A 25,994-nucleotide genomic window follows, 5' to 3' on the forward strand; every position below is an offset into this window, starting at 1 on the left:
GCAGTGGCATCGGCAGCAGCCGATCACCATGCGTGCACCAGGTTCTGCGCCGACTCGAGGCCCTGGGCGATCAACAACTCCACCGCATCGATGCCGTGCCCGATCATGAGATCGACGTCGGCCCGTGCCGATGAAGGGAACGGTTTCAAGACGAAATCGGCCGGGTCCTGGCGGCCGGGTGGGCGGCCGATGCCCAGCCGCACGCGCAGGTAGTCCCGGGAGCCGAGCGCCTGACTGACCGACCGCAGCCCGTTGTGCCCGCCTTCGCCGCCGCCACGCTTGAGACGAACGAGACCGAAGTCGATGTCGAGCTCGTCGTGCAGCACGATCATGTCGTCGACCGCCACGGAGTAGAACTTGGCGAGTGGGCCGATCTGGCGGCCCGCCTCGTTCATGTAGTTGCGCGGCTTGGCGACGAGGACCTGTTGGCCTGCGAGGGTGATCGGGGCGACGTCGGCGCCCGACTTCTTGTGCACCTTCCACCGCTCGCCGGCCGAGGCGACGAGGCCATCGGCGACCATCGCGCCGATGTTGTGCCTCGTCTTCTCGTATCTCGTACCGGGATTACCCAGTCCGACAATCAGTTTCACTGATCGTTGAGGGTGATGACTATTCTGCGGATTCCTCGGCAGGAGCCTCGGCGGCGGCCTCGGCCTCTTCGCCCTCATCTTCGGCCTCGGCACCGCTCGGAGCCTCGTTGATCGCGACGATCAGGGTGTCGGGATCAGAGATGAGGGTGACGCCCTCCGGCAGGCTCAGGTCGGACGCGTGGACGGCGGTGCCGGCGGCGACGCCCTCGACACTGACCTCGATCTGCTCAGGGATCGAGAGCGCGTCGGCCTCGATCTCGACATAGCTGGCGTCCTGGACGACCAGGGTGCCCGGTGCGGCGTCACCCTCGACGACGATGAGGACCTCGACGGTGACCTTCTCGCCGCGGCGGATCACCAGCAGGTCGACATGCTCGATGTAGTTGCGGATCGGGTGCACGTCGATCTGCTTGGTCAGCGCGATCTGGCTGGTGCCCTCGATGTCGAGATCGATGATCGAGTTGGTGCCGCTGTTACGCAGGATGGCGGACAGTTCGCGGGCCGGGAGGTTGAGGTGCTGCGGATCGGTGCCGTGACCGTAGAGCACGGCGGGCACCTGGCCCTCACGACGAGCGCGGCGCGCGGCGCCCTTGCCCTTTTCGGTACGGACGGTGACCGGCAACTTGGCGGCAATGGTGGCCATGGTGTTTCTCCTCGTTCGGCGGCTCGGGTGAACCGCGGTGGTGTGGCTGGTCGGTCGCGACGAGCGACAACGACCGGGGCCATCCACGCAGGCCCCAACAGGCCGGTCGAAGAGATCCGCGGTGGTCGCGCCGATAACGGTGATCGTTCACCCTCGCCGAGACAACGGTGGCCAGAATAGTCGATGGCCTGGCCGAATGTCACATCGTCTCGGCGTGACAACGCGGAGCTGTGTTGGCATCCTGATCGCAATGAATCCGTCGCCGCCCTCGCGGCGACGCGGGAGGAAACCAGTGAAGCGATCTGCTGTGCAGTACTTTGTGCTGCTCTGTGCACTGTTCGGCGTCGCGGGATGCGGTGCTGCCGCAACCGGGGCGTCGGACCGACCGAACGGCGGCGGTGAGGTGCTGTCGAGTGCGGCTGTGCCGGTGCGCGGAGGGGTCTGCGGACTGTTGACCGACGACGATGTCGCGACGCTCGTCGGCGGCGTCGTGAGCCGTGCCGATCTCACGGCCAACAAGTGTTCCTGGGCGATCGAGGGCGCTTCGGCCGGCATCGAGGTCGCCGTCGAATCGTCGGCGTCGGGCCTCGAGGTCATCCGTTCCAATCGGGCGGTCCTCCCGTTCGACGGCGGTCGGCTGTACATCAAGGAGGCCGCCACTGACCGTCGGTCCTGTGCTGCGGCCGCGGTCGCCGACCGCGCAGGCGGCCGGTTCGTGACGTTCGAGATCACCCTGGCCGACGCCGCGGAACAGAAGGTCGCGGCCGGCGAAACCGCGTGCCACGCCGCGATACCGGTCGTCGAGAAGGTGATGCGAGGAGTCGGTCTGGCCGTCGGTTGACGTCTCGATCGGACCAGTCGACTGCAAGAGCGGTGTTCCCGTGACGCGCAGTCACAGGCATACTGGCTTCATGACGTCGCAGACACCGATCGACATCGTCACCGCCATGCTCGACGCATTCGCCAGGGGAGACGTGACCGCGGGCATCGAGAACGTCGATGACAACATCGTCTACTCGAATGTCTCATTGCCGACCGTGTACGGAAAGCGCAAGGTTCACCGCATCTTTCGCGGTATGGAGGACTCGTCGTGGGCGGGCTTCGACTACCGCATGATCAATGTGTCGGCCGACGGTCCCGTGGTTCTGACCGAACGAATCGACCAGCTGAGGTTCGGACCGTTGGTCATCCGGTTCTGGGTGTGGGGTCGCTTCGAGGTGGGCGAAGGCCGGATCACGCTGTGGCGGGACTACTTCGACTATTTCGACATGACGAAGGGCCTCCTCAGGGGTCTGCTCGCCATCGTGGCGCCGGCGGCGCAGCGGCGGATGCCGGCGCCCGCACCCGCATCCGTGTCGTGAGGCGGGGGGTTGCAGTCGACGCCCTTCGGTCCCCGTGAGGTCGGTTTTGCTTGCGTCACCTCCCGGTCCCTGAGGAGCGAGCTTGGGTCATCTCCCGGTCCCTGAGGAACGAGCTTGGGAGCGTCACGAAGGGCCCTTCGTGACGCATCCTCGCAAGCTCGGAGGCTCCTCAGGGGTCGGGGTGACGTCGCGTCGCGTGGTGCGTTCTCAGGGTTCGGGGTGACGTCGCGGCGTGTGGTGCGTTGTCGGGGATCGGGGTGACGTCGCGTCGCGTGGTGCGTTCTCAGGGTTCGGGGTGACGTCGCGGCGTGGTACGTCGCGGGCCCGGGACGGTTTCGCAGCGTGGCCGCGGACTCGTTGTGTCAGAGGATCTCGTCGAGCGCATCGAGCGGGCGCCCGAGGCGGGTTCCTTTGTCGGTCACCACAAATGGGCGTTCGACGAGGATCGGGTTCTCGACCATCGCGTCGAGCAGCTGATCGTCCGTGGCGGACGCAAGGTCCATGTCTTTGTACAGGGTCTCGCGCTTGCGGGCGGCCTGTTGGACGGTGATTCCGGCCTCGGCGATCATCGTGGTCAGCTGCTCGCGCGTGTACGGCTCGTTCAGGTACTTGACGACGGTCGGTTCGATGCCGGCCTCGCGAAGTTTGTCCAGCGCCTTGCGAGAGGTCGAGCATTTCGGGTTGTGATAAATCGTCGCGTCCACGGGGCAAACGATACCTGGAGGGTCGACGACCCTATGCAGTGCGGATTCGGCGAATTACGGTGTCGGCATGGTCGCGACGGCAGCACGAATCTCGCTTCGTCGGATGGCGGTCCGGCTGCTCCTGGTCTGCGCATGTCTGGTGGGTACCGTCGCGTTCGTGCCCGCGACGGCCTGCGCCTGTTCGTGTGTCGCGCGTCCGCCCGCGGCCATCGTCAAGGACTCGTCGGCAATCGTTGTCGGCACCCCGGTGGCCAAAGACGTCGACGGGTCCGCGGTCCGGTACCGGGTCGAGGTGGCGAACAGCTACAAGCAGCGTGTGCCGGAGACGATCACCGTCCTCACCACCGCGTCGTCGGCGGCCTGCGGGATGGACCTCGAACTCGATCGCGAACGTCTCGTCGTGCTGGGACATACGCCGGATGGTCTGGCCGCCGCGGACGGGGAGTGGGGCGCATCCCTCTGCGACAACACCGCGGTGACCACCGCCCAACTGGCTGACTTTCTGGGTCCGTCCATCAAACCGTTCGCCGCCGACGACACCCGCGAGCCGCAGCCTGCGGTGGTAGGAGTGTTCGTCGCGATAGCCGCGCTGGTGGCACTACCCGGCGGGCTTCTGTGGTGGCGCATGCGTCGCCGGACGTCGAGGCCCGACTCGAACGGCGAGTGACGTTGAGCGGGCGGCCACGGCGACCGGCGCACTACAACCGCGAACGCCGCCCCGGGTGGATCGCCTGGCGCGACATCGCTGCCGATGCGTTCACGATCCGGTCGCCGTACCGCTCGAGTACGAGCGCCTGCGTGGCGGCGAGGTGGGCCCTGGCGAGGCGCTCGGCCTCATCGGCATGTCCGGCGGCGATCTCGTCGACAAGGCGGCGGTGTGCGCGCACTGCCTCCTCGGCTTCGAGCTGGGAGGGGTACTCGCCGTGTCTTGTCCGGGCTTCGGCCCACGCCTCCTCCTGTGCCGACCACAGAGCGACGTAGCTTCCGACGGCATATCGAATGGTGGCGTTGGGAGCAAAGGAGACGACGAGATCGTGGAAATCGCGGGCGGTCTGAGTGAACTCCACGCCGTTGGCGACGAGACCGGCGGAGATGTCGATCGCCTCGGTGAGTGCCGGTACCACCACCTCGGCCCGATCGGCTCGCTTGGCGCATTCTGCGGCACACAATGGTTCGAGCATCCGTAGTCCGTCGGCGAGATCGTGCAAGGTGACCTTGCCGGCCTGCAGGGAGAGTCCGAGGTGGTAGGCCGCCGACGTCTCGTCGGGACGATGGACGTCGGCGCCCCCGACGTTGCCACGACGAACCGTCACCAGGCCCTCGGTCTCCAGTATTCTCAAGGCCTCGCGGATCGACGGATAGCTGACGCCGAAGTCCTTGACCAATTGCTCCTGAGTGGGAAGTCGGTAGTCCTCGACGTCCAGGATCATCTCGCGTAGCTCGGCGGCGACGGTTTCCGCGATGCGCCGCTGTGGGACACGACCGTTTCTGATCGTCGTCACGCCGACCGCAATTCGTTCATGCGCAGAGTCTAATCCACGCGCAAGAACCTTTACATTCAAGTATTCCAATCCTTGTTATGATTGAAGTAATGTGCGTCGCATGGACTTCACAATGGGCGAAGCGGCGGCTCGGCTTCGGGCAGAGCTGCGATCGCTGATCGACGAGCGGATGCCTCCGGACTTCCGGGGTGCGTTCACCGATGACCAGTCGGATCTCGACGCCGCTCAGGAGTTCTGTCGGTTCCTGGCTGACCGCGGTTTGCTCTGTCTGGCCTGGCCCGAGGAATTCGGTGGCCGCGGCGCGTCGGTGTGGGAACAGACGGTGGTGCGTGAGGAGATGTGGGCTCACCACGAACCCAGAGGAGCGCAGTACATGGGTGTGAACTGGGTGGGACCGACGATCATGCGGCACGGCACAGCCGAACAACAGCGACAACATCTGCCACCGATCGCCCGCGGCGAGGTGATCTGGTGTCAGGGTTTCTCCGAGCCGGGGTCCGGTTCAGACCTTGCGTCGCTGCGTACGGCGGCCAGACGTGAAGGCGACGGCTGGAGCATCTCCGGCCAGAAGATCTGGACGTCCTACGCCACGATGGCGCAGTGGTGCTTTCTGTTGACGCGCACGTCGACCGCCGAGCGCAAACAGCAGGGCCTCACCGTGTTCCTGGTCCCCATGTCCGATCCGGCCATCGAGGTGCGGCCGATCCGTTCCATGCTGGGTCCCCACCACCTCAACGAGGTCTTCTTCAACGAACTCAAGGTGACCGAGGCGAATGTGTTGGGCGCCGTCGACGACGGTTGGTCCGTCGTGCAAGAGGTCCTGGCCTTCGAGCGGGTCGGGATAGCGCGCTATGCACGCTGTGAGCTCTTGCTGCAGCGGGCGCCGACCGTGCTCGGCGAGCGCTGGGACGAGCTGCCGGCGGCACTGCGGGAGCGGTGGACCCGCGAGCTCGTGCGGTGTCGTCGCGCCCGACTGCTCGCGTACCGCGTGGTGTCGACGCAGGCGCAGGGACGAGTGCGGCCGGGCGACTCGGCGCTGTACCGGATCGCGGTGACCACGCTCGATCAGTCCAGCGCCGATGTTCTCGCCGAGATCGCGTCCTATGCTCCGGCCGACCACGACGCGGCCCGGCGGTTCCGTGCCGACGTCGAGGATCACTGGCGCTATTCGCAGGCTGCGACCGTGTCATCGGGCAGCATCGAGATGCAACGGATCCTGCTGGCGCGTGATCTGGTGGCCTCATGAACATCGACCTGTCCACGGAGGCCACTGATTTCGGCGCGGCGGCGCTCTCCGCTTTCGCCGGCGCGGGCGGGGACCGGCTGGTGGAGGCGGCCGAACGTGACCCGCACGGCCGGGCTGCGATGATCGAGCCGGTGCTGTCGGGCCTGGGGGCCTTCGACCTCGACACCCGCGCCGGCGGCGACGAACTCGAGGCAGCGGCCGCGCTGTGTCGCAGCGCCGGCTATTGGGCGGTGCCGTACCCGGTTGCCGAACGCCTCTCCCGACCAACTGATCTCGATGTCGACGCCTTGGTTGTCGTCTCCGAGCACGACCCGTCGGCGGCCTTCGCGGGATTGGACCTGCGCTTTGCCGCGGTCACGGTGACCGGGCAGCGCAGTCGCGTCGAAATTCTGCCGTCGGCCGAATCCCCGCGTACCTCGGCGTTCATGGCACCACTCGGTCTGACCCCGATGGACGGCAACGGTGCCGCCGACGTCGCGCTGGGATTGGTGCTTCCGATGTGGACGCTGCTCGGGATGCTCGACCGCGCAATGGAACTCACCCGATCGCATATTCTGCTCCGCGAGCAGTTCGGGCAGCCGCTCGCGCGGCTGCAGGGCGTCCAGTTCCAGCTCACCGATGCGGCGGTGGAACGCGCCGGAGTGGAGGAGCTGGCGAAGTACGCGCTGTGGAGTATCGAGACCGCCGGTCAGGACGCGCTCGACGACGCACTGGCACTGCGGCTGGCCGCAATCGAGGCGGCGGAGACCGTGTTCCGCATCGCCCACCAGCTACACGGTGCCACCGGCTTCTGTGACGAGACCACCCTGTCCTGGTTGTCGCGGTACAGTCTGCCGCTGCGCCGCCTGCCGTTCGGAACGTCGGGGACGGGCGACATACTCACGCGGCGCCTCGGCCGCCGTGGACTCACCGGATTATTCAGTGGGGCAGAGCAACTGGCGGGCATCTCTGCGGTGGTGACCCGATGATCTACGACCTGCCCGACGAATTGAGCGTCGTCTGCGACGGTCCGCTCCGTATCGTCACCATCAACCGGCCAGAGGAGCTGGGCGCGGTCAACAGGTCCCTGCACTGGGCGTTGGCCAACGTCTGGCGGCAGCTGGCCGCCGACCGGGACGCCGCGGTGGTGATCCTGACAGGTTCTGGTCGGGCGTTCAGCGCTGGTGGCGACCTGGGTTGGATCACTTCGTTTCTCGACGATCCGGTCGCCCGCGATGACAGCATCCGCGAGGGCGCCGAGATCATCGACGAGATGTTGCGGTTCCCGTTGCCGGTGATCGCCGCCGTGAATGGTCCCGCAGTGGGCCTGGGCTGCAGTATCGCGGTGCTCTGCGACGTCGTGCTCATCTCCGAGCGGGCTCATCTCGCCGATCCGCACGTGGCGGTCGGATTGGTCGCAGGTGACGGAGGCGCGGCGTTCTGGCCGTTGCTGACCCCGATCCTGCGGTCTCGCGAATACCTGTACACGGGTGACCGAATCCCGGCGGCCACCGCCGTCGAGCTCGGGCTCGCCACCCGGATGATCGCACCTGACGAACTGATGGGCGAGGCACGAGCACTCGCCGGCCGATTGGCGGCCCAACCGGCCGACGCTCTGCAGAGTACGAAACGCATTGTCAACATGCATCTCTCCCAGGCGTTGGGTGGTCCACTGCAGGCAGGTTTCGCTGCCGAGGTCGTGACCATGCAGTCCGACGAACATCGGAAACGACTGCTGTCGATGGCGGACAAGGCCGTTCGCCGATGACGACCGCGACCTCGCCCGTCCGAGCCCGCCGGTCCGGTGACTTTCGCTCTGAGGTCCGCGAGTGGTGTGCCACTCACGTCCCCGAGAACTGGCGGGCCGCGCAGACAGGCGCCTCCGATGAGGAGTTCGTCGCATTCCAGAAGGACTGGTTTGCCACTCTGCACAGCGCCGGTTTCGCGGTTCCGCACTGGCCGTCGGCGTGGGGCGGTGGAATGTCGGTCGAAGATCAGATCGTCCTGTACCAGGAACTCGCCGCGTACGACGCACCTCGGCTCGTACTTCCGTTCGTCTCGATCCACCACGCGGCGTCGACGCTGCTGGCCGCGGGAACCGAAAACCAACGTCGGCGTCATCTCCCGGCGATCCTCGACGGCGAGATCTGGTGTCAGGGGTTTTCCGAACCAGGGGCCGGTTCGGACATGGCGGCGCTGTCCACGTCGGCGCGCCGGACCGGGGGCACCTACATCGTGAACGGGCAGAAACTCTGGGCCAGCGGGGCGCTGCACGCCGATTGGTGTCTGCTTCTCGCCCGGACTGACCCGACGGCGCCGAAACGTCAGGGGATCTCCTACTTCCTGATGGACATGGCCAGTGCGGGCATCGAGGTCCGACCGATCCGGCAGGCCACCGGCGAGTCCCACTTCTGCGAGATCTTTCTCAACGACGTGGAGATCCCCGCCGACAACCTCGTCGGGGCGGAGAGCGCCGGCTGGCGCGTGGCTCAGGAAACTCTCGGTGCCGAACGAGGGATGACCATGCTCGAACTCGCCGAACGACTCGGGCACGGCGGATTCCCGTGGCTCGTGGAGCTCTGCGCGACGCCAGGGGTCGACGGTTCACGACCGGTCGACGATTCGCGCGTGTCGGATCGACTCGCGGAGCTGGAAACCGAGATCACCGGCCTACGTCTGCTCTGCGCGGACTTCGTCGTCGATCATCAGGGACCCGCGGACGCCTCGATCGTCAAGCTCTATTACAGCGAACTCCTGCAGCGGGTCATGGATTTCGGCGTCGAGGTCGGTGGGCTCGCGGCGCAGACGCACATCCGCAAACCCATGTCGAGCGGATGGGAGTCGGGCAATTGGGTTCTCGACTTCATCGGCTCGTGGGAATGGACGATCCCCGGGGGCACCAGCGAAATCCAGCGCAGCATCATCGGCGAGCGTGCGCTCGGACTTCCCCGTGAGCCGAAAGGGCCATGATGACGACCTCGACCCACGATCTCTCCGAATTCCACGGTGACCTTTCTGCGGTTGCCCGGGATGTGCTCGGTACCAGGGCATCCGACGACACGGTCGACTGGTCGCTGATCGCGAGGTCGGGATGGCTTGGCCTGGAGGCGGCCGCGGCGATCGACGGTGCCGATGCGACCTTCGCCGAGACCGCCGTGATCCTCCGGGAGATCGGCCGCGTCGCCGCCCGGGGACCCTATCCCGCTGTTGCGGCACTCGCGCTTGGTGCGTTGAATGCGGCCGAGCCGACGGCGCGCCGGGACGACTTGCTGAGGAGGACCGTATCCGGTGATGCGGTGCCGATTCTGGTGCTCGACGGAGAAGGTCGGTCCGGCGGACTGTTCGGCCTCGACTCGTGCACCGACGGGTGGACGGCGAGCGGATCGGCCGAGTTCGTTCTCGGCGCGCCACGAGCGGTCCGGTTGTTGGTGCCCGTGTCCACAGCCGACGGTGCGACGGCGATCGTCTGTCTTGATCCGACGATGCCGGGTGTCGTGGTCGAGCAGCGTGCGGTGGTCGACGGCACCCGCGAGTTCGCTCGGGTGAGTGCGGATACCGTTCGTGTCGAGAGCGATTCGGTGTGGCGGCTGATCGGCGCGGACCCGATTGCGAGGCTGCGCGATCGTGCGGCGGTGGCCGTCGCCTGCGACAGCCTCGGGCTCGGTGAGACCATGCTCGAGACGACTGTCGCCTATGCCGGGATGCGCGAGCAGTTCGGGCGAAAGATCGGTTCCTTCCAGGCGGTCAAACATGCCTGCGCCGACATGCTCGTCGACCTGACGGTCGCACGGCGCCTGGTCGCGTCGGCCGTGCGGAAAGTGAGCGACGGCGCGCCGGACGCCACCATCGCCGCATCCATGGCCAAGTCCTTCACGAGCGACATGGCAGTCGACATCGCCGGCACGGCGATCCAACTGCACGGCGGTATCGGCTATACGTGGGAGAGCGGACTACATGTGTACCTGAAGCGGGCGACGTTGAACCGGTCGCTGTTCGGGTCACCCGCACAGCATCGTGCGGTTCTCGCGGAACGCTACCGCGTCGACCCCGATCACACCTGACAGAAAACAGGCCCAGAGTTCTTCCCCCCGGGTATGGTTTCGTCCCCCCACGTCACGCGGAAGGCGATGAGATACCCGAGGGAAGAACGGGTTTCGTGTATCGATCAGGAGGCGAGGCGGCTCGCCGCGAGGGCTTTCAGGTCACTGGACTTGATCTTCGCGCTGCCGGTGAGGCTGATCTCGTCGTCGGTGAAGAACAACACATGGCGGGGTACCTTGTAGCTGGCCAGCCGTTCGCGGAGATATCCGCGGACGGCTTCGGGATCGAGGTCGGCGCCGGCGTGCGGCACGATGCACGCGACCACCACCTCGCCCAGTGTGTCGTGCGGGACGCCAACCGTCCGGGTGACTTTCACTCCCGGATGCGCGATCAGCGCCTCATCGACCTCGAGCGGGGAGACGTTGGCGCCCCCGGTCTTGATGATGTCGGTGAGCCGGCCCTCCCAGAACAGGCGCCCGGCATCGTCGAGGTATCCACCGTCGCCGGTGTGGAAGAACCCCTCGTCGTCGAGTGTCTCCGACAGCGGCGTTCCGATGTAGCCGAGCATGAGCGTCGGGCCCTTGACACAGATCTCGCCGCGTTCACCGAGTGGCACGGTCTCGCCCGACAATGCGTCGACGATCTTCACCGTGTTCCCGGGCAGTGGCTCTCCGCTGCTGCCGCCGATGATGCCCTCGGGCGTACCTGCGGCGAAACACGTTGTGATGGTGAAGGTCTCGGTGTTCCCGTAGGCGTGTCCGGGTTCGGTGTAGGTCGTCGACACGGTCTGGTGGCGGGCGATCGGAGTGTTGCGGTCCACGAATCGCATGCTGCTCAGATCGACGTTGCGCCAGTTGGGCGCGGCCTCGAGTGCGGCCCACTGGTGCGGCCAGGCGACGGGGAAGTTCACCTTCTCGGTGTCCATCAGGTCGAGTGCCTCGGCGGCGTCGAAAGTGGATTGCAGGATGAGTGAACCGCCGCTGGCCAGTGTGGAGCCGATTGCCATGCCGAAGTTCCCGGACCAGAAGAAGCCGTTCGCGGACCAGCAGCGGACTCGATCATCCGGGGTGAGACCGTACATCCGGCAGAAGCGCCACATCTGGATGGTGACACCGCGGTGGGCGCTGAGGATGCCCTTGGGCTTGCTCGTCGAACCCGAGGAGAAGAACAGCACCGCGGTGTCGCTGGGTTGCGTTGTCGCCGCGGTGGCCTCGATCAACTCACGGGATTCGCCCGTCCCGGCGGCGAGGAAACTGTCCCAGTCGTCGATCCCGGCGACATCGGCCGATCCGCCCGTCACCGCCAAGTAGGTCAGGAACGGGTAACTGTTCGACTGCAAGGTGCCTGGGCTCGACGTCGCGATCTGCGGTTCCAGACCCACGAGGATCTCGGTGAGATTCGTTTTCGCGACGGTGCGCTCGAACAAGAGGACCGATACGCCGGACGATCTCAGCAGATGGTCCAATTCGGCAGGCGTCGAGAAGGTGCTGAGTGTGACGGCGACCCCGCCGGCCAGCGACGTACCGAACACCGACGTGAGCCATTCGGCGCGGTTGGTCATCAGCACACCGACTCGGCTGTCCTTGCCGACGCCACGCGCACGCAGCGCGCGTGCGACGTCTACCGACCGTGCCCAGAGATCGGTGTAGGACCAGCGGACTGCCCCCGTCTCCGCTTGCTGGACGAGTGCCTCGCGGTCTCCGAATCGATCGGTAACCTCCCGGAGAAACCCTGGCAGGGTGAGAGTTCCGAGTCCGGGTTCCTCACTCAACGGTGGCCCCGATGCGACGGACAGCGTCAGGGTGGGGGACGGGGTGCTCATGGCTGACCTCGCAGTGATGGGCGGTGGGCGTGAGGGTGGGACGCGTCAGAGCGGTAGTTCGACCTCGGCGGTGCACGACACGAGGCCGGCGCCATTCTGATCGGTGAGCTTCAACTTGATCTGGACGAGCGGCACACCCCACTCGGTCTCGGCTCGCTTGTCGATGATCTCGGCATCGAAATAGGTGACATCACCTTCGAATGCCGGAGCCCGGAAGTCGGCCTTGGTGTGCCGCACCATGCCGTCGTACCCAGCCCAGTTCGCGAGGTAGTCCGTGCACCACGCGCCCATCGTCGCGCCGTAACCGTAGGCGCGTGCCATGCCGACCTCACCGGCCTTCTCCGCGTCGATATGTCCGCGCGATGGTCCGACGTAAAGCCCGTCTCGCTTGCGCGGATCGATCTTCGCATCCTCCTCGTCGAACCCGAAGCCTTCTTCCCAGCCGGGGTCCTGATACACCCACGGATCGTCGACGCCCTCGGGTGCGACCCACTCGAACGTGCCCCAGATGTTGAACAGGAACGCGCGATACTCGGTGGTGAACGACGCGATGCTGTGGGGGCCGATCACGCGGCGCGGCAGGGTGTCTCCGACCTTGACCTCATCGAAGTGAGGGGAGATGCCGAGCCGGTTCGACAAGAGCCATTCGCGGCGCAGCGCCTCGATCTCGATCAACTCGTCGTTCGTCCATTTCTTCACGACGCCGATCTGATCGTCGTACATGCCCCGTTTGGTCGCCTCTGCTGCCAGGTAGCGGATCGCGGTAGACCGCTCCCGCGCCACCAGTGCGCCGTGCTGGTTCGTGTGGGTGGTGTCGCCGCGGGAGAACATGGTCGGACCCGCGAACTTCGTGTCGGCGATCTTGTAGTCGTGAAAGCGTCGCTCCTGGAACAGTTTGTCTCCGGGGCGAACCGGCGAGCCGTAGAACCACCATTCCTCGCCACCGAAGATCAGGTGACTGCCGGGGATGTGCCCGACGCATGCCGGTGCCGCACCGTGACCGTAATCCAGCGCGACGGCGATGGATTGCGGTGCGATGATCCCGCCGTAGCGGGACTCGCGGGCGAACTCCTCGTTCCAGTGGATCGGGTTGGGGTTGTCCATCGCCATGACCCACCGGCGGATGTCGGATCGGCTGCAGGGATCCCAGAGCTGGCCGCCACCGATGGGTTGCCCCACCCGGTGATCGACGTCAGAGAGGTCGAGTTCGACGGCCTCAGCCTTCGCGGCCGGTGCGGCTTTCGTGGTCTTGGTGCTCTTGGTTGCCGTCCTCGTCCTGGTGGTCCGGCTGGTGGTCTTGGCTTCCGTTGTGCTGCTCACCATGTGCTCCGATTCATCGATTGACGTCGACGACGATGCGGCCGCGGACCGTACCGTCCATGAGTTGTCCCGCGGCGCTGATCGATTCGGCCAGCGAGACTTCGCGGGCGATCGACTCCAGCGCGTCGGCCTCCAAGTCACGTGCCAGGCGCTTCCATGCGGTGACCCGGCGCTCCCGGGGCGCCATGACACTGTCTATCCCCAGCAGCGACACACCGCGCAGGATGAAGGGTGCGACCGAGGACGGGAAGTCCATTCCCTGTGCGAGGCCACAGGCGGCGACGAATCCGCCGTAACGGGTTTGCGCGCAGGCGTTTGCCAGAGTGTGACTGCCGACGGTGTCGACGACGCCCGCCCAGCGCTCCTTTTGCAAGGGCTTGCCCTTGTCGGACAGCTCGCTTCGGTCCACGATCGTGGTGGCCCCAAGACCCTCGAGATACGCCGATTCCGAGGTCTTTCCCGTCGCGGCGGCGACCGAGAAACCAGCCGCGGTCAGCAACGCGATGGCCACGCTGCCCACGCCGCCGGTGGCTCCGGTCACCAGGATCTCGCCCTGGTCCGGGCTCACGCCCGCGTCGAGCAGTGCATCCACGCAGAGGCTCGCCGTATAGCCGGCCGTACCGATGGCCATCGCCTGGCGGGTGGTGAACTCGGCAGGCAGGGGGATGAGCCAATCGCCACTCAGGCGAGCCCGCTGTGCGAAACCACCCCAATGCTTCTCGCCCACGCCCCAGCCGTTGAGGATCACCTTGTCGCCCGTTGACCAGTCGGCATGTGAACTGTCGACGACGGTGCCGGCGAGATCGATGCCCGGCACCATGGGGAATGCGCGCACCACCGGTGAGCTTCCCGTGATGGCGAGGGCGTCCTTGAAATTGAGCGAAGAATAGTCGACATCGATTTCGACGTCCCCGTGAGGGAGGTCGGAGCGGTCGAGCGCCTGAACCGAGACAGATTGTCCCGCTTCACCTTTCTCGATCACTACAGCCAAGAACTTCTGCACGGTCGATCCTTCCGGAATGCGAGAACGTCGTTCTCGTTCGACGCTAGTCAATCCTCACAAGGATAGCAATACTTGACTTATTGACTGGGCATCTTGTCCGGAGCATTGGCGGTCGTGCCCTCCGGTCCATGAGGAGTTCCGGGGCGTTGGCGGACGTGCCCTCTCGTCCCTGAGGAGTTCCGGGGCGTTGGCGGACGTGCCCTCCGGTCCCTGAGGAGTTCCGGAGCATTGGCAGACGTGCCCCCCGGTCCCTGAGGAGTTCCGGAGCGCTAGCGGAGGAACGTCACGAAGGGCCGGCCCTTCGTGACGCTCGCAAGCTCGCTCCTCAGGGGCCGGAGGGAGTGCCTGTCGAAATCCCCCGGGTGGACGTTCGTAGGCTTCGAAGCTCATCCGGCCCTTCGTGACGCATCCTCGCAAGCTCGGAGGCTCCTCAGGGACCGGGTGGGAATGCCTGTCGAAATCTTCGGTCCCTGAGGAGCCCGCGAACGGAGTGAGCGTGCGTCACGAAGGGCACGACACCAGAGGGTGCAGGTCGGATCAGCGTGCCGTCCAGCCGCCGTCGACCACGATCGTCTGGCCGGTGACGTAGGCGCCGGAGTCGCCGGCCAGCCAGACCACGGCACCGACGATGTCGCGCGCGGACCCTTGCATCGGCAACGGGGTGTTGCGGCGCAGGTATTGCGAGGCGCGTTCGCTCTCATACAGGGGGGTGGTGATCTCGCTGCGAAAGAAGCCCGGTGCCACGGTGTTCACGCGGATCGAGTGCCGTGCCCACTGGACCGCCAGCTCGGCAGTGAGTCCCGACAATCCCGCCTTGCTCGCAGCGTAGGAGGCCTGGGGAATGCCGGGGATACCGACGCGCCCGCTGATGGACGAGATGTTGACGATGGATCCGCGCCCGGTGCTGCGCATGTGGGGAAAGACGCTCTGCGCCAGTAGGAACGGTGCCATCAGATTGAGGCTCATCGTCTGGCGGATCGCGTCGAGGGGTTCGGATTCGGCTCGCTCCTCGGTGAACATGCTGCCGGCCGCGTTCACGACGATCTCCGGCGGACCGAGCGCATCGCACACCCGCGGCGCGATGTTCCCGACCTGGTCGAGCTCGGACAGGTCGCAGTCGATGGCCGCACCGTCGATCCGCTCGGCGAGTTCGGTCAGTTTGTCGCGGCGGCGGGCGACGAGTGCGACCCGGGCGCCTGCTGTGGCGAGCGCTTGCGCCACTGCGGCCCCGAGTCCCGACGACGCCCCGGTCACGATCGCCACCCGGCCATCGAGCCCGAACATCTCGGCCACGCCGGGGCCAACCTCGCGCGTCATCGCGAACTCCTGCTGGTGGCCCGTTCGACGAGGCCGGGAAGGTCGGCTCGTACCACCTTGCCCATGGCGTTGACCGGAAGTGTGTCGATCTGGTGCCAGATCTCCGGGACTTTGTAGGGGGACAGCGCATCTCGGCACCGCTGGGCAAGCGCGTCGAAATCGGCAGGCGCGCCTGTGCTCTCCACGACGGCGGCCACACGCTGTCCGAGCCGATCATCGGGGACCGGATACACAGCGACGCGGGCGATGTCCGGATCGCCGCCGATGACGCGCTCCACCTCGAGTGGATACACATTCGCGCCGCCACGGATGATGACCAGCTTCTTGCGGTCGACAACCCTCAGCCAGCCGTCGGCGTCAACCGAGCCGACGTCACCGGTGGGCTGTGGGCCGGGTTCGGCGCGCCGAAGGCCGTCGTGCTCCCAGTGGCCGAGCATGGGTCGCCACACGTCGGCCCAGGCGCCGTCGGTGCGACCGGACAGTTTCAACTCGCCGAGCTCACCGGCGGGCAGGCGTCGGCCATTGTCGTCGTAGGCGGCCACGTCGTAGTGATCCAGCACCTGTCCGCTCGCACGCGGTCGCCACTGGGTGCCGGTCGGGTCGATCGACACGACGGTGGGGGCTTCGGTGAGACCGTAGGTCGCACGGGGGACGATGCCGTGGGCCGCGGCGAAGTCCCGTCGCAAGTCGTCGGAGGTGTCGCTGCCGCCGCTCCATACCTCCTCGAGTGAACCGAGGTCGATGTCGGGACGACGGGCGAGGTCATAGAGCTGGGCGGGCGCGCCGTTCCAGACGGTGACCTCTCGGCCGGTGATCCAGTCGATGACGCCGTCGACGTCCCGGCGGTTCATGATCACGGCGCAACCCCCGCACTGGGCGGTGAGCAGCGTGGACAGCATCATCAGATTGAGGATGGTGAGCGGGAAGCTGTCGCCCTTGCGCAGTGTCGGTCCCCAACCACGGGATGCACCCAGGACGGCACCGGGGAGCAGCAGATTTCGCTGGCTGTGCACCACCGCCTTGGGGTGCCCGGACGTCCCGCTGGTGAAGGCGATGCCCGCAGGCGCGTCGACGTCGATGTCGATGGGAGGCGCTGATTCGTCGCGGCTCAGCAGGTCGGACCACCGGTCGAGGTCGACGCGGTCGGGAGCAGTCAGTCGGCAGTGGTCCCCGGCCAGGGTGACCGTGGGCGCGACCAGGTCGTGGAGGTCGTGCTGTTCGTTCACCGACAGCGCTTCGCCGATGCCGGCCCAGATGGCGCCGATCCGTTGGGTGCCATGAAATGCCGCGACGATGTCGAGGTCGTTGGGAAGGCAGGCCGCGACCCGATCCCCGGGCCTGACCCCGAGCGACCATAGTGCGCCGGCGGCGCGATCGGCCTGCCGGTCGAGTTCGGCGTACGACCAGACCCCCGACACGGCCTCGACCGCGGGAGCGTCCGGACGCGCCGAGAGGCCGGCGTCGAGCACCGTTCCGATGGTCTTGAAATTCTTCACCAGCTACTAATACCACTATCCTTGTAAGGATTGATCTGATAGCTTCAGCCGAGTGAAACACACTGGTCCGCTGTCCGGGGTGCGTGTTGTCGACCTCACCGCCATGGTGATGGGGCCGTACTGCACCCAGATCATGGCCGACATGGGCGCCGACGTGGTGAAGATCGAGCCGCCGGCCGGCGACAACACCCGGTACATCTCCGTGGGACCGGAGCCCGCGATGGCTGGCGTCTTCGTGAACGTGAACCGCGGAAAGCGAAGTGCGGTGTTGGATCTACGTGCGGAGGGCGGCCGAGGTCACCTCCGTGACCTGATCGCCGAGGCCGACGTGTTCATCCATTCCATGCGGGGTTCGGCCATCGCCCGGCTCGGATTCGGTTACGACGATGTCGCGGCGATCAATCCGTCCGTCGTGTACACGAACTGCTACGGCTATGGTCGTCGCGGTCCCGACGCGAACCGCACTGCCTACGACGACACGATCCAGGCCGAATGCGGTTTGCCATCCGTCCAGGAGCAGCTGACGGGCGAGGCCGGGTATGTCGGAACGATCATGGCCGACAAGGTCGCCGGTATGACCGCCCTGTACGCGACGATGATGGCCCTGTTCCATCGTGAACGGACCGGCGAGGGGCAGGAGGTGGAGGTCAGCATGTTCGAGACGATGGCCTCGTTCATGCTCGTCGAGCATGCCAACGGCGCGATGTTCGACCCGCCGCTGGGCCCCGCTGCCTACCCGCGTGCCGTGTCACCGCACCGAAAGCCGTACCGCACCAAGGACGGTCACATCTCTGCACTGGTCTACAACGACAAGCAATGGACGGCATTCATCGAGGCGGTCAACCCGCCATGGGCGGGCGAGCAATTCGCGACTTTGGCGCAACGGGCGGCGCAGATCGACGCCGTCTACGAGCTCCTGGCAACGACATTTGCCGAACGGACGACCCAGGAGTGGCTGGATCTGCTGCACTCACTCGACATTCCGGCCGCTCCGGTGAACAGCCTCGACGGCCTGTTCGACAATCCGCATCTCAACGAGGTCGGCTTCTTCGAGGAAGTCGACACACCCAACGGCACTGTGCGCTTTCCTGGGTCTCCCGCATGGTTCTCGCGCACTCCCGGACGGGTCGCCGGGCCCGCGCCACGGCTTGGCGCCGACACGCAGGACGTGTTGGACGAGGTGCGGATCCGCGCGGCCTCACGAGAGCGGCGCGCGTGACGGCCACGACGCAGGAGGAGATGCTCGACCTCAGCACCTATCTGCGACGAGGCGACCACATCGTCGTCGGCCAGGCGTGTGGCGAGCCGACGACCCTGCTGGAAAGCCTCGTCGCCCAGGCCCGCGACATCGGTGAACTCTCGGTGTTCGTGGTCACCAGCTTTTCCGGGACACTCACAACGGATGAGGCGATCGGCAATCTCGGACTCTCGAGTATGGGTGCCATCGGAACACTTCGATCGTTGACCAAAGCTCATGCGCTGGACATCATTCCGTGCCACGTGGGGCAGGTCGCGCCGATGATCTCGGCGGGCTACCTGCCCTGCGATGTGGCGTTCGTTCAGGTGAGCCCGCCCGACGCCGATGGCCACCACAGCCTCGGTCTCATCAGCGATTACGTGCTGGCCGCGGTCGAGAAGGCGCGCGTGGTGATCGCGGAGGTCAACGATCAGGTGCCGTACACCTACGGTGCGCTGTTGCCGGCATCGACAATTGACTGCGCGGTGCACGTCTCACGGCCTCCAGTTCAGGTCAGCCCGGCGCGGATCAGCGACATCGATCGACAGATTGCAGAGTTCTCGGCCGCCTACATCGACGACGGATCGGTCATTCAGATGGGTGTGGGCGCGGTGCCTGACGCGATGCTGCAGTTGCTCATCGATCGAAAAGATCTGGGTGTGCATTCGGGAATGGTCGGGGACGGACTCGTCGACTTGGTCGAAGCCGGTGCGGTCACCAATGCGCGCAAGGGCATCGACCGTGGTGTGTCGGTAGCCGGAGCGTTGATCGGGACGTCGCGGCTGTACGACTTCGCGCACCGTAACCCGGAGTTGCGGATGCGTCCGACCTCGTACACCCACGACGCCGGTGTGATGGCTCAGCTGGACAAGCTGGTGACGATCAACTCGGCGGTGGAAGTCGATCTCACGGGGCAGGTGAACGCCGAGCAGAGCGCAGCGGCCTATCTGGGTGGTACGGGAGGGCAGGTCGACTTCGTCCGGGCGGGCGCACGCTCGCCGGGCGGCCACGCGATCATGGCTCTGCCGGCAACGGCCAAGGGCGGCAGCGTCAGTCGGATCACCGCTGGGCTGTCGGGGCCGGTGACCACCGCCCGCAGTGAGGTGGACGTGGTGGTGACCGAATACGGTGCGGCCGAGCTTCGAGGACAGACGCTCGCCGAGCGCACTCGGCGCCTGATCGCGATCGCCCATCCCGACTTCCGCGAGGAGTTGGAACGCGAGGCGCACCCGATCCAGCGCCGACGATTCTGAGAGGCAGGTTCCGGTGGAAGACGCCGTGCTGTTCGATGTGGACGACGAGATCGCGATCATCACCCTCAATCGGCCCGAGACCCGCAATTGCCTGGCGTCCGACGTCCGTGAGGGCTTGTCCGACGCGTGGAATCGATTCGAGAACGACGCCGCGCTGCGGATTGCCATCCTGACCGGTGCAGGGGAGACCTTCTGCGCGGGTGGCGATCTCAAGGAGATGGTGGCGACCGGAATGCGGGTTCCGCCGCGGGACATGTTCGCGCTGCCGTACGACACCGTGGAACTGTCCAAACCGACGATCGCTGCGGTCAACGGCGCAGCTTTTGCCGGTGGGTGGATGATCGCGCAGGCCTGTGACCTGTGCGTGGCGGCCACCACCGCGAGGTTCGCGGTGACCGAGGTGAAGGTCGGACGCAGTTCGCCGTGGGCGGCGCCGCTGATCCACATGATCCCGCAACGGATCATGATGGAGATCCTGTTGACCGGCAGGCCGATCACCGCCCAGCGGGCGTATGACATCGGCCTCGTCAACCGCGTTGCGGAACCGGAAGTGTTGATGGACACCGCCGTCGAACTCGCCCATGAGATCTTGGCCGGTGCGCCGCTGTCGGTTCGCGCCGCTCGCGACACGGTGATGCTGTCGACCGAGATGGGCCGCTCGGCGGCGTTGCAGGCGGCCCGAGCGGCCGCAGAAGTGTGCTACAACAGCGACGACGCCCAGGAAGGGCCCGCAGCGTTCGCGGAAAAGCGTGCTCCGCGTTGGCAGGGACGCTGAGGGTCGCGCGTGGGCCGGCCCGTCTGCTGCGCGCCGGTCTGAGCTGCCTCCTGACCCAGATGACACCTCAGCGGGCCGCCGGTAGATCATCCGCGCGGCTGTCCGGAGGGGGTTTCGGCCCCCGACGCTGTGTCCTTCTGTCGATGACGTTTCTTGTCGGTGCCGCCCGTTAGCCTGGGTGGTAGTTCCACATTCGACCTGGTGAGTTCGTCCGTACAGGAAGGCGCGTGGTGTTCTCGTTCTCCGATCATGCCGGCGACGCCGCGGCTTTGTCGGCGCCGTGTGAGGGTGTCGAGGCGGAGGTGGCGCGTACGGATGCGGTGCGCGATGTGTTGCAGCTGAGTCGTCAGGCCGAGGCGCGTGCGGTGTTGGGTGCCTATGAGATCGGGATGTCGGTCTATAACCAGTTGGTGAACCGTGACGGGCCGTACACGTCGAATTCGTCGTTGGTGAAGGCGCACAAGATGGCGACCGGGGAGATCTCGTTGCAGCTGAGACTCTCGCGCTCGAAGGCCGGTGATTGGTTCAGGCTGGGTGAGTTGCTGCAGGATCTGCCCAAGTTCCAGCTGGCTTACCTGGCCGGTGATTTCAGTACCCATCGGATGTCGGAGATGGTGCGGGCGGCGCAGGTGGCTCCCAAAGGTGATCTGCGCGAACGTATCGACGCGATCATCGATGCCGCCCTGGGGCCGGGACCCGAGGGTGCCGCCGGTGACGAGGACGCCGACACCGCAGATGGCGAGGGTGCCGCCGACTCCGCAGACGGCGAGGGCGCGCCCGATTCCGCAGACTCTGCCGACGACCACTCCGCCGACGACTGTGCTGCCGACCATGACGCTGCCGGCGATGACGCTGCCGGCGACGATTCTGCCGGCGACTCCGGTGACTCCGGCGACTCTGGCGACTCTGGTGATTCCGCTGATACTCCGGGTAAGTCGCCGATCGATTTCGAGGACATCGCGCTGGAGTTGGGTTACCGTGCGACGACCGATCCGGTGTTGCGTGATCAACTCGGTGAATCGGTGATCTCGTTGGATCCCGATGGTTGTGCCGAGGCTCGTGAGGATGTCGCGCAGACGTTTCAGAACGTGACGTTCGCCAAGGAAGCGTTCGGGCACATGCAGATGTCGGCGTGTATCAGTGCCGAGCACGGGGTGTTCGTGCAGCAGCGTATCGCCGCGATGATCTGCGAGCGGGTGTGCCGGCGTGACCCGCGGCGTATCGGCGTGCAACGTGCGCTGGCGCTTGCGGAAATCCATGGTGTGCCCGGGGCGAAGCTGGCGTGCACATGTGGCTTCGACGCATGTCCCACCACGCAGGCCGAGCAGTCCGAGCCGCACAAGCAGACGGTCCAGGCCCCGCAGCAGCGCGCGCAATGCCGCAAGCCGTTCGACCACCTGGAAACACCTCCGATCGACGAGCCGGACTGCCGCGGGCAGGTCGTCGAGCCGGAAACACCTCCGATCGGCGAGCCGGACTGCCGCGGGCAGGTCGTCGAGCCGGAAACACCTCCGATCGGCGAGCCGGACTGCCGCGGGCAGGTCGTCGAGCCGGGGGCAGCTCCGATCGGCGAGCCGGAATGCCGCGGGCAGGTCGTCGAGCCGGGGGCAGCTCCGATCGTCGAGTCGGAAGGCCGCGAGCAGTTCGTCGAGCACGAGACATCTCCCATCGACGACCCGGAGTCAGTGACCGAACCAACCGGCGGCCCGGTCGAATCCAGCGCGGAGCCGGCACCAACGGACCCCGAGGGCCTGCCCGAGTCGATCGACATCGGCGATCGCCACGTCTTCAGCTCACCCGACACCCTGGTCATCAACTTACCGTTCGACATCGCCGACACCCCGGCGACGATCAGCGGATGCCGACCCCGTGTGACACCCCACGTCGGCAGGATGTATCTCTATCGCGACCGACGCTGCCGACACCCGTAGACGTGCCGCCCACCCGCTGATCGAGTAGACCGAGACGCGAGGCAGTGGGGCGTATCGAGATCGCCTCGCGAGTTTCGATACGCCTCCGCCGGCGCTCCGGGCTATTCAACCAGCGTGGACGAATTCACCGTGCCAGCTGCGGGAGGAACGGCACGAGACCCGGTTCGGGTTCGATCCCGAACGAGCGCAACGCCATTGCGAGCATGGCATAGCAGCCGACAGTGAACACCACATCCATCAACTGCTGCTCGTCCAACTCGTGTGCGAGGACGGTCCAGGTCTCGTCACTGATCGACCCCTCATCGACCAGTTCATCGACCGAACTCACCAAGGCCCGCTCGGCGGGTGACCATTCGGGTGCGCCCGCTCCCTCGGTCACCCGGTCGATCTCCTCAGCGGTCAAACCTGCACGGTCCGCGAGTATCACGTGCTGCGCCCACTCGTAGTCCGCGTGCCGGATGTGGGCGACCCGGAGTATCAACAATTCCCGTTGCCGTGCCGAGAGGGCGGACGTGGCCAACAGGTGCTTGTTGAACGACAGGAATGCCATGGCCAGACCCGGATAGCGGGCCAGTGTGCCGAGAAGATTGTCTCCCGCCTGGCGTTTGGCCTCGGCGTCGACGCTCTTCACCGACGACCGGAAGCCCTCGACGAATGCGCGCATGTCGTCGGACCACTCCGCTCTCGACGCCGGCGGTATCCTGGCCGTCACGTGTTCCGCCCGCCGTTGACACCGATCATCTGTCCGGTGATGTAGCCGGCCTCTTCACTCACCAGGAATGCGCAGGTGGCGGCGACATCCGCGGGTAGTCCGATCCGGCCGACCGGGGTCTTCTCGATCTGGGTGTCGAGATCGAACCTTCCCGATGCCACGGTTTCCCGCAGCATCGGTGTGTCGATGAATCCAGGCGGGATCGTGTTGACCGTGATGCCGCGGCGACCGAACTCCAGAGCGAGAACCTTTGTCAGACCCACGACTCCGGACTTGGACGTGACGTAACCGGCCAGCCCTGGGGAGCCGCTGTGCACGCTCGACGACGAGATGTTGACGATGCGTCCCCATCCCTCCTCGAGCATGTCCGGGATGACGGCCTGGCAACAATCGAATGTGCTCGTCAGATTCAGGGCCAGGGCTCGATTCCATCGCTCGGCAGTGATCTCCAGGAAGGGACCTGCCAAGGTGCCGCCTGCGCTGTTGACCAGGATGGTCGGGCGGCCGAGCTGCGCTCGCACCGCCTCGATACCGGCGTCGATCTGGGCACGGTCGGTCACGTCGACCGCCAGTCCCAGCGCCTTGCCGCCGGTCTCCTCGATCGAGCGTGCCTTTGCGGCGGCGGCCTCTTCGTTGATGTCGAAGATCGCCACCATGTCGTCACCTGCGGCCAGGCGATCACTGATCGCCCCACCGATTCCTGAGGCTCCGCCGGTGACAATCGCCGTGCGGCCACTCATTTGATCTTCTCCTCACCCGCAACCGTGAGGCGGTGCATGATCCGGGGCTTGTCACGATCGAACTCGCGCACGCGATGCACCAGGCCCGTGTTGTCCCAGAAGACGGTGTCGCCCTCGGTCCAGCTGTGGCTGCAGACCTTGCCATCGGCCGTGGTCCGATCCCGTAACTCGGCGAGCAGCGCCCGTCCCTCGTCGAGGTCCATCCCGGCGATATGTGATGCGGTGGCGCCCAATACCAGTGATTTCCGGCCGGAGTCGTGCTCCCACACCAGCGGATGCTCGTGAGCTGTGCGGGTGGCCCAGTCCGCCACCTGCTCCGGTGTCGGGTCCGTGTAGGTCATCCGCTGAACTGCATCGAAGGTGTGTACGACGCGTAAACCGGCGAAGCGCTTCTTCTCTTCGCCCGACAGCTCGTCGTAGGCCGCATAGGTACTGGCGAACTCTGTCTCCCCGCCTTCGGCCGACGTGACCCGTGCGGTGAGAATCGATGTCTTCGGTGCGATCTCGTCAAGGAGACCGTCGATGTGCCAGAACTCGTTGCTGCGCAGGTACTCCGCGTTCGGGTTCGACGGATCGAAGCTGATCTCCATCACCTTGTCGTTGGCAGGGGGACGATGCGAGAAGTCGATCAGTGTGCCCAGCTTTCCGCAGAACTCGACCATCGCCTCGTCGCTCGCATGCAACTCGGGCAACAGCAGGACCCCGAAGCTCTCCAGAGCCTCAGCGACTGCGGCGGGGAGGTCGGGGTCGCTGCGGAGTCGGTCGGTGTCGACGTCGAGAATCTTCGCGCCGACCTTTTCCGACAGTGGTTCGGTTCTCAGTGTGCTCATGGCTGCCCTCGTATCGTCGGGTGTTTCGTCCAGGTCAGGTGGGGATGTTCGATCGGCGACGGTTGATCAGTGGCCGTGTGTAGGAGGGATCGTGCTTGCTGCGCGACGGTGCGCCGTTGTCGTTGATGTCGGGTACATCCGCGAATGGGATGTCCATCGTCGGCACCATCCCGGACCACTCGATGGCGTTCGTGCGCAACGCGATCTTCCACTCGCCGTCGCGGCGCTCCAGCCGATCGATGTACCGGCCGCCGGCGATCCAGTTGGTGTCGTCGCGGTTGCGGCCAACGAACAGGTAGTAGGTCTCGCTGTGTGCGATGTCGCCTTCGATCTCACAGGTGTGGTTGAGCAGATTGTGGTGAGTCGCGACCTGGCCTTGTTCGTGCATGGGGATGGACCACTCGAAGAGTTCGATCGGCCCGCCGACGAAGCTGCCCGCGGCGATCGTGGCATCAGGGTGGAACGCGGACAGGAAGATGTCGCGGTCGAAACGGTCCATGCCGCGACTGAACCGGGTCAGTGTGTCGAGGATGTTCTGGCGGTCGAGCAACTCTTCCAACTTGCTGAGCGTCTGCGCCGCTACCGATGTCTGCATGATGTCCTCTGATCTCGTGTTGATGGTGGTTGGTCTCACACCGGAGACCAGATCGGTTCTCCACGTGTCGCACGCAACGACGGGATGTGTCTGCCGTCGATGTCGGTGATGCCGTAGGCCTCACCGAGCTCCGCGGTGATGAAGGTTCCGCCGGTGCGCGCGATGATCTCGCCGTCGGAGGCCAGGGCTGCGATGACCCGGCCGGCGTATTCGGGCGAGCAACCGTTCTCGGGACGGGTGGCCGGCTGACCGTCCAGTCCGCTGATCTCGGCCAGATTCCGTTCGGCGCGTTCGGTGAACGTCAAGCCTTGCCACAGTGAGATGGAGCTCACCCCATGGGGTTTGAGTTCGACCGCCATGTCCCGCGCCATCCGATCGACCGCACTCTTGGCCATTCCGAAGAGGACGCCGTAGGTGTACGTCACTCCGGTGTAGCCGGAAATCGCGACGATGAGCCCCGATCTCTGCGCCGTCATGATCCTCGCGGCGTGCCACGCGGCCACGAAGCTGGATCGCACTCCGACGTCGATCATCTCCCAGTTCGAGAGTGGTTTGCGCCAGAAGGGTTCCGGGTCGGTGAGGTCGTCGGGTAGCGCGAACGCGTTGTTGACCAAGATGTCGAGCCGGCCCCGCTCGCTCTCGACCAGATCGAACAGGGCCGAGACGTCGTCGTCGTTCGAGTGGTCCACCGGGACCGCGACACCTCGGCCGCCGAGGCGGTCACACAATTCGGCGGTTTCGCCGACAGTGCCCGGTAACGCGGAGGTCCCCGGGGTCACCGTGCGCCCGGTGACGTAGACCGTGGCGCCCTCGGCGGCGAGCGCGAGCGCAATACCCTTTCCGATGCCACGACTGGCACCCGTGACGACGGCGACCTTGTCCGACAACGATTTCACC

The 25,994-nt window shown here is 66.0% G+C and carries 26 protein-coding genes; 12 read left to right on the forward strand and 14 right to left on the reverse strand.

Annotation, left to right across the window (positions count from 1 at the left end; translation table 11 throughout):
• Positions 1 to 23: 23 nt before the first annotated feature.
• A complete protein-coding gene (gene pth, locus ACVT6V_RS12720; protein ID WP_489900109.1) occupies positions 24 to 590 on the reverse strand; it encodes an aminoacyl-tRNA hydrolase in 567 nt (188 codons plus the stop codon).
• A 19-nt stretch (positions 591 to 609) separates the two neighbouring features.
• A complete protein-coding gene (locus ACVT6V_RS12725) occupies positions 610 to 1,233 on the reverse strand; it encodes a 50S ribosomal protein L25/general stress protein Ctc (RefSeq protein ID WP_489900110.1) in 624 nt (207 codons plus the stop codon).
• A 292-nt stretch (positions 1,234 to 1,525) separates the two neighbouring features.
• On the opposite strand from ACVT6V_RS12725, the gene ACVT6V_RS12730 reads away from it, so the two are divergent.
• On the forward strand, positions 1,526 to 2,074 hold the full coding sequence (locus ACVT6V_RS12730; RefSeq protein ID WP_489900111.1) for a hypothetical protein: 549 nt from the start codon (positions 1,526 to 1,528) through the stop codon (positions 2,072 to 2,074).
• A gap of 70 nt (positions 2,075 to 2,144) precedes the next feature.
• Positions 2,145 to 2,594 (forward strand): limonene-1,2-epoxide hydrolase family protein, encoded by a 450-nt coding sequence (locus ACVT6V_RS12735; protein WP_489900112.1) that lies wholly within the window; start codon positions 2,145 to 2,147, stop codon positions 2,592 to 2,594.
• Between the two features lie 362 nt (positions 2,595 to 2,956).
• On the opposite strand, the gene arsC is transcribed toward ACVT6V_RS12735, so the two are convergent.
• Complete coding sequence (gene arsC, locus ACVT6V_RS12740; RefSeq protein WP_489900113.1) at positions 2,957 to 3,298, reverse strand: arsenate reductase (glutaredoxin); 342 nt, start codon at positions 3,296 to 3,298, stop codon at positions 2,957 to 2,959.
• 67 nt (positions 3,299 to 3,365) lie between these two features.
• On the opposite strand from arsC, the gene ACVT6V_RS12745 reads away from it, so the two are divergent.
• Positions 3,366 to 3,965, forward strand: coding sequence for a hypothetical protein (locus ACVT6V_RS12745; RefSeq protein WP_489900114.1), 600 nt, complete (start codon positions 3,366 to 3,368; stop codon positions 3,963 to 3,965).
• A gap of 31 nt (positions 3,966 to 3,996) precedes the next feature.
• Here the strand turns inward: ACVT6V_RS12745 and ACVT6V_RS12750 are convergent, their stop codons facing one another.
• A complete protein-coding gene (locus ACVT6V_RS12750) occupies positions 3,997 to 4,800 on the reverse strand; it encodes a FadR/GntR family transcriptional regulator (protein ID WP_489900115.1) in 804 nt (267 codons plus the stop codon).
• Positions 4,801 to 4,900: 100 nt separating this feature from the next.
• On the opposite strand from ACVT6V_RS12750, the gene ACVT6V_RS12755 reads away from it, so the two are divergent.
• Genes ACVT6V_RS12755 through ACVT6V_RS12775 form a run of 5 tightly spaced genes read left to right on the forward strand, consistent with a single transcriptional unit; the run spans position 4,901 to position 10,086 of the window.
• Positions 4,901 to 6,046, forward strand: coding sequence for an acyl-CoA dehydrogenase family protein (locus ACVT6V_RS12755; protein ID WP_489900116.1), 1,146 nt, complete (start codon positions 4,901 to 4,903; stop codon positions 6,044 to 6,046).
• A complete protein-coding gene (locus ACVT6V_RS12760) occupies positions 6,043 to 7,014 on the forward strand; it encodes an acyl-CoA dehydrogenase family protein (RefSeq protein ID WP_489900117.1) in 972 nt (323 codons plus the stop codon). The genes ACVT6V_RS12755 and ACVT6V_RS12760 overlap by 4 nt, the downstream gene beginning before the upstream one ends.
• Positions 7,011 to 7,793 (forward strand): enoyl-CoA hydratase/isomerase family protein, encoded by a 783-nt coding sequence (locus ACVT6V_RS12765; RefSeq protein ID WP_489900118.1) that lies wholly within the window; start codon positions 7,011 to 7,013, stop codon positions 7,791 to 7,793. The genes ACVT6V_RS12760 and ACVT6V_RS12765 overlap by 4 nt, the downstream gene beginning before the upstream one ends.
• Positions 7,790 to 8,995, forward strand: a complete 1,206-nt coding sequence (locus tag ACVT6V_RS12770) for an acyl-CoA dehydrogenase family protein (RefSeq protein WP_489900119.1) — start codon at positions 7,790 to 7,792, stop codon at positions 8,993 to 8,995. Before ACVT6V_RS12765 ends, ACVT6V_RS12770 begins: the two co-directional genes overlap by 4 nt.
• Complete coding sequence (locus ACVT6V_RS12775) at positions 8,995 to 10,086, forward strand: acyl-CoA dehydrogenase family protein (protein ID WP_489900120.1); 1,092 nt, start codon at positions 8,995 to 8,997, stop codon at positions 10,084 to 10,086. The genes ACVT6V_RS12770 and ACVT6V_RS12775 overlap by 1 nt, the downstream gene beginning before the upstream one ends.
• 104 nt (positions 10,087 to 10,190) lie before the next feature.
• Here the strand turns inward: ACVT6V_RS12775 and ACVT6V_RS12780 are convergent, their stop codons facing one another.
• The 5 genes from ACVT6V_RS12780 to ACVT6V_RS12800 all read right to left on the reverse strand — a co-directional run bounded on the left by ACVT6V_RS12780 (position 10,191) and on the right by ACVT6V_RS12800 (position 17,024).
• Positions 10,191 to 11,888 carry a class I adenylate-forming enzyme family protein gene (locus ACVT6V_RS12780; RefSeq protein ID WP_489900121.1) on the reverse strand — a complete coding sequence of 566 codons (1,698 nt, stop codon included), beginning with the start codon at positions 11,886 to 11,888 and terminating at the stop codon, positions 10,191 to 10,193.
• A 45-nt stretch (positions 11,889 to 11,933) separates the two neighbouring features.
• Positions 11,934 to 13,208: an FAS1-like dehydratase domain-containing protein gene (locus ACVT6V_RS12785; protein WP_489900122.1), complete on the reverse strand. Its 1,275-nt coding sequence runs from the start codon at positions 13,206 to 13,208 to the stop codon at positions 11,934 to 11,936.
• Between the two features lie 13 nt (positions 13,209 to 13,221).
• Positions 13,222 to 14,211 carry an acrylyl-CoA reductase (NADPH) gene (gene acuI / locus ACVT6V_RS12790; RefSeq protein WP_489900123.1) on the reverse strand — a complete coding sequence of 330 codons (990 nt, stop codon included), beginning with the start codon at positions 14,209 to 14,211 and terminating at the stop codon, positions 13,222 to 13,224.
• A gap of 537 nt (positions 14,212 to 14,748) precedes the next feature.
• Positions 14,749 to 15,528, reverse strand: coding sequence for an SDR family NAD(P)-dependent oxidoreductase (locus tag ACVT6V_RS12795; RefSeq protein WP_489900124.1), 780 nt, complete (start codon positions 15,526 to 15,528; stop codon positions 14,749 to 14,751).
• Positions 15,525 to 17,024, reverse strand: a complete 1,500-nt coding sequence (locus ACVT6V_RS12800) for a class I adenylate-forming enzyme family protein (RefSeq protein WP_489900125.1) — start codon at positions 17,022 to 17,024, stop codon at positions 15,525 to 15,527. The genes ACVT6V_RS12795 and ACVT6V_RS12800 overlap by 4 nt, the downstream gene beginning before the upstream one ends.
• A gap of 52 nt (positions 17,025 to 17,076) precedes the next feature.
• On the opposite strand from ACVT6V_RS12800, the gene ACVT6V_RS12805 reads away from it, so the two are divergent.
• The 4 genes from ACVT6V_RS12805 (at position 17,077) to ACVT6V_RS12820 (ending at position 22,220) form a co-directional block, all read left to right on the forward strand.
• Positions 17,077 to 18,243, forward strand: coding sequence for a CaiB/BaiF CoA transferase family protein (locus ACVT6V_RS12805; RefSeq protein ID WP_489900126.1), 1,167 nt, complete (start codon positions 17,077 to 17,079; stop codon positions 18,241 to 18,243).
• A complete protein-coding gene (locus ACVT6V_RS12810; protein ID WP_489900127.1) occupies positions 18,240 to 19,514 on the forward strand; it encodes an acetyl-CoA hydrolase/transferase family protein in 1,275 nt (424 codons plus the stop codon). Before ACVT6V_RS12805 ends, ACVT6V_RS12810 begins: the two co-directional genes overlap by 4 nt.
• Before the next feature lie 13 nt (positions 19,515 to 19,527).
• Positions 19,528 to 20,289, forward strand: coding sequence for an enoyl-CoA hydratase/isomerase family protein (locus tag ACVT6V_RS12815; RefSeq protein ID WP_489900128.1), 762 nt, complete (start codon positions 19,528 to 19,530; stop codon positions 20,287 to 20,289).
• A 227-nt stretch (positions 20,290 to 20,516) separates the two neighbouring features.
• Positions 20,517 to 22,220 carry a hypothetical protein gene (locus tag ACVT6V_RS12820; RefSeq protein WP_489900129.1) on the forward strand — a complete coding sequence of 568 codons (1,704 nt, stop codon included), beginning with the start codon at positions 20,517 to 20,519 and terminating at the stop codon, positions 22,218 to 22,220.
• A 124-nt stretch (positions 22,221 to 22,344) separates the two neighbouring features.
• On the opposite strand, the gene ACVT6V_RS12825 is transcribed toward ACVT6V_RS12820, so the two are convergent.
• The 5 genes from ACVT6V_RS12825 to ACVT6V_RS12845 are packed head-to-tail and all read right to left on the reverse strand — an operon-like array spanning position 22,345 to position 25,993.
• Entirely contained in the window at positions 22,345 to 22,884 is a 540-nt protein-coding gene (locus ACVT6V_RS12825) for a carboxymuconolactone decarboxylase family protein (RefSeq protein WP_489900130.1), read from the reverse strand.
• Positions 22,885 to 22,928: 44 nt separating this feature from the next.
• A complete protein-coding gene (locus ACVT6V_RS12830) occupies positions 22,929 to 23,672 on the reverse strand; it encodes an SDR family NAD(P)-dependent oxidoreductase (protein ID WP_489900131.1) in 744 nt (247 codons plus the stop codon).
• Positions 23,669 to 24,502, reverse strand: a complete 834-nt coding sequence (locus tag ACVT6V_RS12835) for a TauD/TfdA dioxygenase family protein (protein ID WP_489900132.1) — start codon at positions 24,500 to 24,502, stop codon at positions 23,669 to 23,671. The genes ACVT6V_RS12830 and ACVT6V_RS12835 overlap by 4 nt, the downstream gene beginning before the upstream one ends.
• 34 nt (positions 24,503 to 24,536) lie before the next feature.
• Complete coding sequence (locus ACVT6V_RS12840; protein WP_489900133.1) at positions 24,537 to 25,097, reverse strand: nuclear transport factor 2 family protein; 561 nt, start codon at positions 25,095 to 25,097, stop codon at positions 24,537 to 24,539.
• A gap of 35 nt (positions 25,098 to 25,132) precedes the next feature.
• Complete coding sequence (locus tag ACVT6V_RS12845; protein ID WP_489900134.1) at positions 25,133 to 25,993, reverse strand: SDR family NAD(P)-dependent oxidoreductase; 861 nt, start codon at positions 25,991 to 25,993, stop codon at positions 25,133 to 25,135.
• Between the last annotated feature and the right edge of the window lies 1 nt (position 25,994).

The sequence above is a fragment of the Gordonia sp. LMA167 genome (genome assembly GCF_058130025.1).